Below are 10647 nucleotides of genomic sequence, written 5' to 3'. Positions count from 1 at the left end.
GGAGTTTCTTGACGGCAGCCTTGCGGCCTTTAGGTGTTTGAGCGATTTCCCACGAGCCGGCTGATCGGCCGTTATCGCGCCATCCCATGGCCGTCGTACGTGAACCGACATCAAGACCGACGTGAACAGCCATGCTTTCATCTCCAGAAAAACTAGGTAATGATGGCTCTGGTTCCCCTGACCTCGAACTTCATGCCGCTGCAACCTTGTAATGCGAAGTCCGATTCGTCGGCTTCTCGATACTCTACGTGGTGGGCAATGAGGCGGGGGGACCTCTCTACAGACAAGGTCAGGCGCAAGTCCTGCCTTAAGGAGCGATCGGTCTCCCCCAGAACACATCTCTTTGGTGACGCACTCACGAGAATAACGAGTCTCAGTGGGTGTGTGGGAAACATACAAGGAGCGTGGCTTGTCCCGCGATCGGCGACGCAGTCGTCGTAAAACCGGATTGTGCGGTGCGTCAGGGTGAACGCCTTCATCGAGTCATAGGCCGCATCGCGCACATATATGCTCCCACCGGGTGAGAGCGTCATGTTTTTACATCTTCGGTATTGACATGGACTACCGGTAGCTGATTACGTCATTTCATCAGTTAAAACTTAACTGATCATCGCAGCCCGACAAAGCGAATTATTCACTGGACTGAACGAAAAACACTCCGACGAATGCGGCTGCTTGGGATTTAGCACCCAACCAGAAAGTTCTAATGAGAATCTTCAGATCTCCTGGCATGACTGTGTACACTGGCGACAGTTATGTGGTGGAGTTCGGGTCAGCTCCTTATATCGACAGGAAAAGAACTGTACTCTCTGGAGATTACCAATGGTTTAAGCACTATTTCCACGACCATTTCTTTAGACATACGTTGAGCTGGAGAACTTTGGTGACGGACTCAAAAGGCCACCCAGTGGAGGGTGCAATGGTCCACCTCGTCCTGAACCCCGATGAGCACCAACCCCACAAATTAACGATCAAAGAATACATCACCGATCCCTCGGGTATATCTCTGGCAATATGAGATTCGACGACTGCATCGGCAGAAACACAACCCCTCCCTTCAATGAAGCCCTCAACACCCGACTAAAATGGAGGGCCACCTATAACACTGGCTACTGGAGTTTCTCTGTCAGAGGAAATGATGTCGGCGGTCTTGAAACATCGCCCTTAACGCAAATGTGCTCAGCCGACACCGTTCGATAACTTCCGCCAAACCCAGTAGGTTCATGCTGTGCTACTGGGTTTGCTGCCTGCAGGCGAAAAAAACCTAGCATACTTTGCGTCCAGCCCCTCCAACGTTCGATGAACGATCCCTGCCAAAACGAATATGTATTCCCGTGCCGCGTCACTGAATGCTTTATCTTCATTTATCAAACTGTAGAGAATGCTTTCTTCTAGCTGTGTCAGCTCGCAATCTAACCCAACCGGCTTGATTAACCCCGTTTCATCGATGGAAAACGTAAAGGGCTTTTTTGCTAACTCTGAATTGCTGAGCTCAAGCTTTGTTTTTAACGCATCTCGTAGTCCTTCCATATCCGTCGCCAGCAATTCAGCTGCCCGGCTACGAGCATCCAGCTTTACCTGTTCACGAAACTCCCGAGGACTCAGGGACCTAAAGAAAACACCGCCATCACCTGACGGTCTCAGCGTCCCATCAAGCTTGACTTCATGATACTCAACGTCCGGCGCAGGGGCCTTGAGCACTGTAGCCTGCGTCTGCTCTGTTCCGGAATCGAGTGGCGCCTCTTGTTTTATCTTGTCGTTAATCACCTCAACACCCCGCGGGCAAGAGTGATTTTGATCGACGACCAATGTCAGGTTCATATCTGCACCTCATATCAAGAACACATGAAGTGCTTAACGACCCTTGCTCAAAAAAGACGACCTGATAATCCCGACCAGCATTTCCGACAAACACGTAGGACAAGAGCTACAGCGCCAAACAACCCGCGAGCGATTGCAAACACCCCACCTGCTCCCGATGCGCCACCTCCTGCACCACGGCCTTCATCCGCACCACAGTGCCCGGCAGCAACTGCGCCAGGCGCGCCAGTGAGAGCGGCGTCAACGCGCCAAGTCTTGGATAGCCGCCGATGGTCTGGCGGTCGTTGAGCAGGACGATCGGCTGACCGTCAGGCGGGACCTGGATGGCGCCCAGCGGAATGCCCTCTGAGATCATCGGTTTGCCCTGATAAATCAGCTCTGGCCCCAGCAGGCGCATGCCCATGCGGTCGGCGCGGCTGTCGAGGGTCCAGTTGCTGTTGAACGCATCGAACAGGCTCAAGCCGCTGAACTGGCCGATCTGTGCACCAAGGACGACATCCAGCGGACGTTGGTCGGAAAAGTCGGGGATGAGGTGGTCGGGTAGCGCGTGAAGCGCAAATGACGCCCCTGAATAAGTCAGTTGATCGCCTTCAGCCAGCGCTTTGCCGCCTCCCTCCAGCCCGCCCAGCCCTTCGCGCGTGACAGTGGCGCAGCTGCCGAGCACATCGACCGCCGCGAATCCGCCGGGGGCAGCGAGGTACGCGCGAGCGCCGGTGACGGGCTGCGTAAAGCGAAGCTGCTGACCCTTGCGGATGAAGAAACTGCGCCACGGCGCGATAGGACGGTCGTCAAGCATTGCACCCAGGTCTGCGCCGGCCAGGGCCAGGCAGCAGTCGGCCTCGGCCAGCACCGTCAGGCCGCCCAGCGTCACTTCGATAACGGCGGCGTCCAGCGCGTTATTCATCAGCTTGTTGGCCCACGACATCGACACCCAGTCCAGCGCCCCGCCCTGGGTCACGCCGAGGTGTCTCACGCCAAACCGTCCTGCATCCTGCAACAGGCACAGCGGCGTGCTGCTTTGTACGGTCAACACACTCATGTCAGCGCCTCCAGCGGGGTGTCATCGCCGCCCAGACGAATGAATTCTGCGTGATCAATGCCGGCAAATCGCACGGTGTCGCCGGGTTGCATCAGGCTGTAACCGTCGATTTCACGGTCGAAGAGTTTTGCCGGGGTACGGCCAATGATGTTCCAGCCGCCGGGGGACTCCAGCGGATAGGCTGCCGTTTGCCGCTCGGCAATCCCGACACTTCCCGCCGCCACACGCTTGCGCGGTGTTTTGATGCGCGGCGCGGCGAGGGCTTCTTCCACCAGCCCCATGAACGCGAAGCCCGGTGCGAACCCCAGCGCGAAGACCTGATACTCGCGCTGACTGTGGCGGCGAATCACCTCGTCTACCGACAACCCGCTGCGCCTGGACAACAGGCCCAACTCGGGCCCGACGCTTAAGTCGTACCAGACCGGCAACACATGTTGCCGACCGCTCCGGGCGGCGTCAGGCGTGAGGTCCACCAGCGCTTCGGTGATAATTGCCCGAGCCTGGGTCGGACTCAGCGCCAACAGGTCGTAGTGCACCATCAGCGTGGTGTAGGACGGCACCAGATCAATCAAATGCGCAGCGAAACCCTCACGCAGACGCAACGTCGCGGCGAGCATCCACGGCATGTTGGCCTCGTCGATGACGTCGAACAGGCGGACCATCAGGCAATCGATGGCAACGACCTCGATGCGCAGGTTCACAGCGCGGACGGTCCGGCATCGGCGCTGTTCAACGCCTGGCGAATGCGCTGGACGGCGTCGATGGAACTGGCGTTGTCGCCGTGCACGCACAAGGTGTGAGGTTGCAGCCGCAGCTCGCTGCCATCGCTGGCGGTCAATGCTTCGCCGCGGGACAGGGTCATGGCCTGGGCAATAATGACATCCGCGTCGTGGTGCACCGCGCCGGGCAAGTTGCGCGAGACCAGACGCCCTACGCTGTCGTAGGCGCGATCGGCGAAGGCTTCGAACCACAGCGTCACGCCGAATTCGTCGGCAATGGCTTGCGCGGACGAGTTGTCGCGCATGGCCAGCAACATCAGCGGCAGTTCCGGGTTGTAGCGGGCAATGGCTTCGATGACGGCGCGCAGCTGGGCCGGGTTGGCCATCATGTCGTTGTACATCGCGCCATGGGGTTTGACGTAGCTGACGTGGCTGCCCTGTGCGCGGCAAACGCCGTCGAGTGCGCCGATCTGGTAATGCAGCAGGTCTTGAATTTCTTGCGGGGAACAGGCCATCGAGCGGCGGCCAAAACCGACCAGATCAGGGTAGGCCGGGTGCGCGCCGATGGTGACGTTGTTGGCCAGGGCCAGCGCAACGGTTTTGCGCATGACGGTCGGGTCCCCGGCGTGGAAGCCGCAGGCGATGTTGGCGCAATCGATGTAGGGCATGACCTCGGCATCCAGACCCATGGTCCAGGCGCCGTAGCTTTCGCCGATATCACAATTCAATAACAGGCGGCTCAAAGGCGTGACTCCTGTGCGAACGAAACGGGGAGAAGCTCGAGTGTACGCGCGGGTTACTCAAGTGGGCAGCGCGGGACACAGGGCTGTGCGGTGCAAGCATTCTTCGGCGGGAATGGCTTGAGCGTCCAACGAATAAAAGCGCGGGGGGAGGATAAGAAAAAGTGAACGGTGCGAAGGATCTTTACTGACTGGGATGGCCCCTTCCGGGCTGAAGCCGGTCCTAGGGGCGCGCGGGGTGCTCTGCTACAAGCCTTCCCGGCTAAAGCCGGTCCTACGGAATATTGCGCTCAGTAGGACCGGCTTTAGCCGGGAAGGCGTCAGCAAGATCACCACCCGGGCAAGCTAAGCCAGGTAATCCGCCTCAGCGCCAGTCGCGACCGACCGGCCGGACGTGATGCCGGCCGACGAACACCCAGTCGATGAACACCACAATGCTTTCAATGACCAGGGAGAACAGCAGCGCGCACAACAGACCCCAGCCGATCACTTCCGGTGACAGCAGCACCTGCCAGGTGTAGCCGTTCCAGGTTTCGTTGCGAATGGCGGTATCGGCGGCGGTCAGTACGTGCCAGGCGCGGCTGTACCAGGGGCCTTGCAGCGCAAGCCATTCGCGGTCGAGTGTCTGATTGCGGGTGAGCAGGTTGCTGATGTTATCGGCGTCGGTGCGGAATACCGGGTCATCGCTGGTGCGGTAATGCTGGATCAGCGCTTGCACATCGCCATTGAAGAACCGCAGCGCGGTCTCGTTATAGCCGCGCAGGCCCTGCTGAGCTTCCAGCATGTGCGCTTCGACGCGCTTGGTGTAATCGCTGATGAAGCCCGGAATCTGCACGCCTATCAACAGGCCCGCCGTGAACAACACCAGTCGCAGGTAGCTTCGCAGCATAGATCCCTCTCGTTCAGGCCGCGCCTTCGGCAACGCATTCGCCACGGCGCCAAAGGCTCCAGTGACCCGGCTCGTAGCGATTCCAGGTCTCGTTTTCGGTCAGCGGCTCGGTGGCGATCACCGTTACCACATCGTTGGGCGTTGTTTCCGCCTGAAAATCGACGATGACATCGACGTCTTTCAGGCGCGCCGGCCCGAACGGGGCGCGGCGGGTGATGTGCACCAGCTTGGTCGAACAGTAGCAAAACAGCCAGTCGCCATCACTGAGCAGTGCATTGAACACGCCTTTGCTGCGGTATTCGTTGCAGGCCTCGACCAACGTCGGCAGCAACTGCTCGATCTCGACAGGTTCGGGAAAAACTTCGCGAACCCGGTTGAGCAAATCGCAGAATGCCGCTTCGCTGTCTGTGTCGCCTACCGGCCGATAGAACGTCGCGCCGGGATGAAAATCCGCGAGCTGGCCATTGTGGGCGAAACACCAGTTGCGGCCCCACAGTTCGCGCACGAAAGGGTGGGTGTTGGACAGGCAGACCTTGCCGACGTTGGCCTGACGGATATGGCCGATGACCACTTCACTCTTGATCGGGTAACGCTGGACCAGTTGCGCGACCTCTGATTCGCTGCTCGCGGCAGGGTCCTGGAACAGGCGCAAGCCACGGCCTTCATAAAAACCGATGCCCCAGCCGTCGCGGTGCGGCCCGGTGCGCCCACCGCGCTGCATCAGCCCGGTGAAGCTGAACACGATGTCAGTCGGTACATTGGCACTCATGCCCAGAAGTTCACACATGCTCAGGCCTCGGTGCGTTGGCGCTCCGGACTGTGAAAATGCCGGTCATCTTCACAGTTTGGGTTCGACACGATAACGGCCGCTCGGAGCAGGCGCTGGCGTTGGCGACTGGCTGGCGAAACGCCCGGTCGATGAGTCGGCATAAGGCTCGTCTGGTTGCTGTTGCTCGGCGGCAGCCTGCGCCGCGGCCGCTTCGGCGTGGGCCAGACGGGCTTTTTTCTTGCGCAGGAACGGCAAGCGGATCAAGGCGTAAACGAGGTAAAGCCCCAGGGCGACGGCGCCATAGGTTGAGAGGTCGAGCACGGCCCGCCAGACGTTGTTGCCGACCTTCAGCGCCAGGTCCAGCACGCTGATCGCCAGGGCGGGGGCGTATTGATCCTTGGCCGGATCGACGATGGTCGGGCAGAACAACAGCACGGCGCCGACCACGCGCAAGGGTTCGCGCAGGTAGCGCCACATCCAGCCGGTCAGCTTGAACCACACCAACAGACAGCCCAACGCAGCGAACGCGTAGAGGCCCCAGGCAATCAGATAGTCGTTGTCGGTCATGACGTCCGTGGTAAGGCAGGTAGAGAGGCGCTTATGATAACGACTTTTCACCAGCCCGGCTTCCCCGGCTTCAGTTATCGGTCTGCCACGGGCCAGGCGCCCGGCAGCGCGACCGATCCCTTTAAGATGAGCCCCACGTGAGAGAGCCCAGCATGCCTTCCGTCCCCCACATTTCCAGCGCCCCCGTCGCCCGCAAGGCCGACGGCGCCGACCCGTATGCCTGGCTGCAAAACCGCGACACCGATGCAGTGCTCGATTACCTCAAGGCCGAAAACGCCTGGCAGGAACAGCAGCTCGCCGACTTGCAGCCACTGCGCGAAACGCTGTTCCAGGAAATCAAGAGCCGCATCCTCGAAACCGACCTGTCACTGCCCTCCCCCTGGGGGCCGTACTTGTATTACACCCGTACCACCGAAGGCGACGAATACGCCCGTCACTACCGCTGCCCGCGCCCGGCCGATGACTCCCAGACCCTCGACGAGAGCGCCGAAGAGCTGCTGCTTGACCCCAACGCGCTCGCCGGCGGCGGTTTCTTCTCTCTAGGCGCGTTTAGCATCAGCCCCGACCATCAGCGCCTGGCCTACAGCCTCGACACCAGCGGCGAAGAGGTCTACCAGCTGTACGTCAAGGAACTGAGCAGCGGCGCGGTCAGCAGCCTGCCGTTCGAAGACTGCGACGGCAGCATGACGTGGGCCAACGACAGCCAGACGCTGTTCTTCGGCGAACTGGACGACACCCACCGTCCGCACAAGCTGTATCGCCATAAGCTGGGCGAAGCGTCCGCCGAGCTGGTGTTCAGCGAGCCCGACGGGCGCTTCTTCCTGCATTGCTATCGCAGCAGTTCGGAGCGGCAGTTGATCCTGGGGCTGGACAGCAAAACCACCAGCGAGGCCTGGGTGCTGGACGCCAGCACGCCCGAACAGGCATTCGTGTGCATGGCGCCGCGCAGCGAGGGTCACGAGTATTCGGTGGACCACGGCCTGATCGATGGCGAGTGGAACTGGGTGATCCGCAGCAACCAGGACGGTATCAACTTCGCGCTGTACCACGCGCCGGAAAAGACCGATGGCGCCCCTGAGCGCGGCGACTGGCGACAGCTGATTGCCCACAGCGACACGGTCATGCTGGACGGCTTCAGCCTCAACGCCAGAGGCCTGACCTTGAGCCTGCGCGAAGGCGGCTTGCCGATCGTTGAAGTGCATCCGCAAGGGCTGCCGGCGTATCGCGTGCAAATCCCCGATGCGGCCTACAACCTGTACGTGCAGGACACGCTGGAATTCGAGAGCGACAAGATCCGACTGCGTTATCAATCGCTGAACCGTCCGCCGCAGGTGTGGCAATTGTCACTGGCAAGCGGAGAACAGGCGGTGCTCAAGGAAACCCCCGTACTGGGTGCGTTCGATGCCGACGCCTACGTCAGCCAGCGGCTATGGGCGACGGCGGCCGACGGTACCCAAGTGCCGATCAGTCTGGTGGTCAAACGCGAGTTGGTCGGTCAGACCGTTCCACTCTATCTGTACGGCTATGGCGCCTACGGCGAAAGCCTGGACCCGTGGTTTTCCCACGCGCGCCTGAGTCTGCTTGATCGCGGCATCGCTTTCGCCATCGCCCACGTGCGCGGCGGCGGTGAATTGGGCGAGGCCTGGTACCGCAACGGCAAGCAGGAGCACAAGCAAAACACCTTCAGCGACTTCATCGCCTGCGCCGAGCACCTGATTGGGGAAAACATCACCACGGCCGAACGGCTAGTCATCAGCGGTGGCAGCGCCGGCGGCTTGTTGATTGGCGCCGTGGTGAATCAGCGTCCCGAGCTGTTCAAGGCGGCCATCGCCGAAGTGCCGTTCGTTGACGTGTTGAACACCATGCTCGATCCCGAGCTGCCGCTGACCGTCACCGAATACGATGAGTGGGGCAATCCGCAAGAGCCGCACGTCCATGCGCGCATCAAGGCCTATGCGCCCTACGAAAATGTCACGGCGCAGGCTTATCCCGCCATGCTGGTGATCGCGGGTTACAACGACAGCCGCGTGCAATATTGGGAAGCGGCCAAGTGGGTGGCGAAACTGCGTGATCACAAAACCGACGATAACCTGCTGCTGCTCAAGACTGAGCTGGGTGCGGGCCACGGCGGGATGAGCGGGCGCTATCAGGGATTACGGGATGTGGCCCTTGAATACGGGTTCATTCTGAAAGTGCTGCAGATGGCCTGATGAAACCTGCCTGAGCGGCGTGTCACATGGGAAGCCCCGGGCGACGTAATGTCCGGGGCGGCTCAAAGACCAGCCAGCGCTCAGCAATCTTCCAAGACACTCAACAAGAATTCGCCATGTCTACATTACTCAACAAAGAAATACGCGACATGCTGATGGACTGCGGTCTGTTCGTGGCCCTGACGCCGGCTGAATTTGCCGCAGCGGCGGGGTACTTCAGCATCAGCAGCATCGAGAAGGGCGATGCGATCTTCAACGAAGGCGACGCGGGTACCTTCATGTGCATCATTCATTCCGGCACGGTCTCGGTGCAGAAGCTCAACGCCGAGGGGCTCGCGGTGGAAACCGCCATTCTGCGCAGCGGTCGGGCGTTTGGCGAAATGGCGGTGCTCGATGGCGAGCGTCGCTCGGCCACGTGCGTCGCCGGGTCGTCGTGCTATCTGCTGAACCTGGGCAAGGACTCGCTGGAGAAGATGCTCAACGAAGCGCCGAGAGTGGCGGCCAAGATCATCCGCGCGATCGCGGTGGCGATGTCGAAGCGACTTCGCATGATGGACGGTCAGGTGGTGGCGCAGCAGGATTGAAAGCGTCGAGCGTCAATCAGGGGGTGGGCTTGGCCGATGGCTGCAATCCCGGCAACGGCTCGTCTTCTTTTGGCGGGCCCGGCTGGGGGATCTTCGGCAGCAGCGGCGGGTTGCCCTGGCCGCCTGCGTGGGGAACGCCCGGGGGCGCAACTTGCGGATACGGTGTCGGTGTTGCAGTGCCGGGCGAACCGGCGGACGCCGCGATGGGCTCGGGCGTATTCAGGACAGGTTGCAGGCTCTCGGCAGACGCTTGCGACACGCCGAGCACAGTGATGACAATCGTCAGTAGAATGGAGCACTTCATCGTTGGCCTCCCCTGCCAATCTTTCGATTACCGCTCAGGCTACTCCTGCGCAACGCATCGCGCTCTGAGAAATTGCGCTGCAGGCGGTCCGACCCATTTGACGAGTTATCCATGAAACGTTTTGTTCTGCTCGACACCACTCCGATCCCCGATAACGGCGGCGCCTTGTGCCTCTTCGAGTACGGCGAGGATTTTGTCATCAAGATTCAGGGTGGCGACGGCGGCCAACTGATGAACACGCGCATGCACGGCTCCGAAGACGCCCTGGCCGAAATCCCCTGCACAAAGGTTGCGTCACGCCTTAACCCGCGGGTGCTCATCGGCGGGCTGGGGATGGGCTTTACCCTCGCCTCAGCGCTCAAGCATCTGGGCAAGAACGGCGAAGTGGTGGTCGCCGAGCTGGTGCCGGGTGTCGTCGAATGGAATCGCGGCGCGCTGGGCGAAAAGTCCGGCAATCCCTTGCAAGACTCGCGCGCCACAGTGCTGGTGCAGGACGTCGCCCAGGTGCTCAAAGCCGAGCCCCAGGGCTTTGATGCGATCATGCTCGACGTCGACAACGGCCCCGAAGGCCTGACGCAAAAATCCAACAGCTGGCTGTATTCGGCCGGAGGTCTGGCGGCCTGCGCGAACGCGTTGCGCCCCAAAGGCATCTTGGCGGTGTGGTCCGCCAGCGCCGACGCGGCCTTCAGCGACAAGCTGCGCAAGGCCGGCTTCAAGGCCGAAGAGGTCAAGGTCTACGCCCACGGTAACAAGGGCACGCGGCACACGATCTGGATCGCCGAAAAACTCAAGGGCTGACCCGCTGGCAAACCGCTAGACTTGCCTCCATTGCTCTCCATTGCCAACAGAACACGAAACAGGTGACACCATGAGTTCGGTTAATACGCCCACCAACACTTCAAAACTGGACCGCATCCTCGCCGACGCCCAGCGTGACCGCGAAATGGGCTACCGCGACAAGGCGCTGCGCATGTACCCGCACGTCTGCGGCCGCTGCGCCCGGGA

11 protein-coding genes and 2 pseudogenes are annotated in these 10647 nt (G+C 60.7%); 4 read left to right on the top strand and 9 right to left on the bottom strand.

Going from position 1 to position 10647, the window contains the following annotated elements:
* From VF672_RS24750 to VF672_RS10030, 8 genes and pseudogenes are all read right to left on the bottom strand, one after another.
* A pseudogene (locus tag VF672_RS24750) lies at positions 1 to 133 on the bottom strand (IS110 family transposase); the annotation flags it as partial.
* Between the two features lie 1088 nt (positions 134 to 1221).
* Positions 1222 to 1821, bottom strand: coding sequence for a hypothetical protein (locus tag VF672_RS10060; RefSeq protein ID WP_331104240.1), 600 nt, complete (start codon positions 1819 to 1821; stop codon positions 1222 to 1224).
* 106 nt (positions 1822 to 1927) lie between these two features.
* Positions 1928 to 2860, bottom strand: coding sequence for a biotin-dependent carboxyltransferase family protein (locus tag VF672_RS10055; protein ID WP_331104238.1), 933 nt, complete (start codon positions 2858 to 2860; stop codon positions 1928 to 1930).
* Entirely contained in the window at positions 2857 to 3561 is a 705-nt protein-coding gene (locus tag VF672_RS10050) for an allophanate hydrolase subunit 1 (protein ID WP_331104236.1), read from the bottom strand. The genes VF672_RS10055 and VF672_RS10050 overlap by 4 nt, the downstream gene beginning before the upstream one ends.
* Positions 3558 to 4322: a 5-oxoprolinase subunit PxpA gene (locus tag VF672_RS10045; protein WP_331104234.1), complete on the bottom strand. Its 765-nt coding sequence runs from the start codon at positions 4320 to 4322 to the stop codon at positions 3558 to 3560. The genes VF672_RS10050 and VF672_RS10045 overlap by 4 nt, the downstream gene beginning before the upstream one ends.
* A gap of 361 nt (positions 4323 to 4683) precedes the next feature.
* Positions 4684 to 5208, bottom strand: coding sequence for a DUF2937 family protein (locus VF672_RS10040; RefSeq protein WP_331104232.1), 525 nt, complete (start codon positions 5206 to 5208; stop codon positions 4684 to 4686).
* A 13-nt stretch (positions 5209 to 5221) separates the two neighbouring features.
* Positions 5222 to 5995, bottom strand: coding sequence for a class II glutamine amidotransferase (locus VF672_RS10035; RefSeq protein ID WP_331104230.1), 774 nt, complete (start codon positions 5993 to 5995; stop codon positions 5222 to 5224).
* Positions 5996 to 6046: 51 nt separating this feature from the next.
* Entirely contained in the window at positions 6047 to 6544 is a 498-nt protein-coding gene (locus tag VF672_RS10030; RefSeq protein WP_331104228.1) for an MFS transporter, read from the bottom strand.
* A gap of 152 nt (positions 6545 to 6696) precedes the next feature.
* On the opposite strand from VF672_RS10030, the gene VF672_RS10025 reads away from it, so the two are divergent.
* Together VF672_RS10025 and VF672_RS10020 are read left to right on the top strand one after the other, a co-directional pair.
* Positions 6697 to 8754, top strand: a complete 2058-nt coding sequence (locus tag VF672_RS10025; RefSeq protein WP_331104226.1) for a S9 family peptidase — start codon at positions 6697 to 6699, stop codon at positions 8752 to 8754.
* 116 nt (positions 8755 to 8870) lie between these two features.
* On the top strand, positions 8871 to 9338 hold the full coding sequence (locus VF672_RS10020) for a cyclic nucleotide-binding domain-containing protein (RefSeq protein ID WP_331104224.1): 468 nt from the start codon (positions 8871 to 8873) through the stop codon (positions 9336 to 9338).
* Positions 9339 to 9354: 16 nt separating this feature from the next.
* On the opposite strand, the gene VF672_RS10015 is transcribed toward VF672_RS10020, so the two are convergent.
* Positions 9355 to 9642, bottom strand: a complete 288-nt coding sequence (locus VF672_RS10015) for a hypothetical protein (protein ID WP_331104222.1) — start codon at positions 9640 to 9642, stop codon at positions 9355 to 9357.
* A 111-nt stretch (positions 9643 to 9753) separates the two neighbouring features.
* On the opposite strand from VF672_RS10015, the gene VF672_RS10010 reads away from it, so the two are divergent.
* Positions 9754 to 10440, top strand: a complete 687-nt coding sequence (locus tag VF672_RS10010; protein WP_331104220.1) for a spermidine synthase — start codon at positions 9754 to 9756, stop codon at positions 10438 to 10440.
* A 70-nt stretch (positions 10441 to 10510) separates the two neighbouring features.
* Positions 10511 to 10647 (top strand): annotated as a pseudogene (locus VF672_RS10005) (HNH nuclease family protein); the annotation flags it as partial.

The organism is Pseudomonas sp. (assembly GCF_036387035.1).
GTDB lineage: Bacteria > Pseudomonadota > Gammaproteobacteria > Pseudomonadales > Pseudomonadaceae > Aquipseudomonas.
Note: the sequence above shows the minus strand (reverse complement) of the source record. Positions and strands in the feature narration are given on the sequence as shown.

Excerpts from the sequence above, each read along its gene's own strand:
- VF672_RS10060 (WP_331104240.1), bottom strand. The coding sequence starts at position 1,821 with ATGAACCTGACATTGGTCGTCGATCAAAATCACTCTTGCCCGCGGGGT.
- VF672_RS10030 (WP_331104228.1), bottom strand. The coding sequence starts at position 6,544 with ATGACCGACAACGACTATCTGATTGCCTGGGGCCTCTACGCGTTCGCT.
- VF672_RS10055 (WP_331104238.1), bottom strand. The coding sequence starts at position 2,860 with ATGAGTGTGTTGACCGTACAAAGCAGCACGCCGCTGTGCCTGTTGCAG.
- VF672_RS10025 (WP_331104226.1), top strand. The coding sequence starts at position 6,697 with ATGCCTTCCGTCCCCCACATTTCCAGCGCCCCCGTCGCCCGCAAGGCC.
- VF672_RS10040 (WP_331104232.1), bottom strand. The coding sequence starts at position 5,208 with ATGCTGCGAAGCTACCTGCGACTGGTGTTGTTCACGGCGGGCCTGTTG.
- VF672_RS10015 (WP_331104222.1), bottom strand. The coding sequence starts at position 9,642 with ATGAAGTGCTCCATTCTACTGACGATTGTCATCACTGTGCTCGGCGTG.
- VF672_RS10020 (WP_331104224.1), top strand. The coding sequence starts at position 8,871 with ATGTCTACATTACTCAACAAAGAAATACGCGACATGCTGATGGACTGC.
- VF672_RS10035 (WP_331104230.1), bottom strand. The coding sequence starts at position 5,995 with ATGTGTGAACTTCTGGGCATGAGTGCCAATGTACCGACTGACATCGTG.
- VF672_RS10010 (WP_331104220.1), top strand. The coding sequence starts at position 9,754 with ATGAAACGTTTTGTTCTGCTCGACACCACTCCGATCCCCGATAACGGC.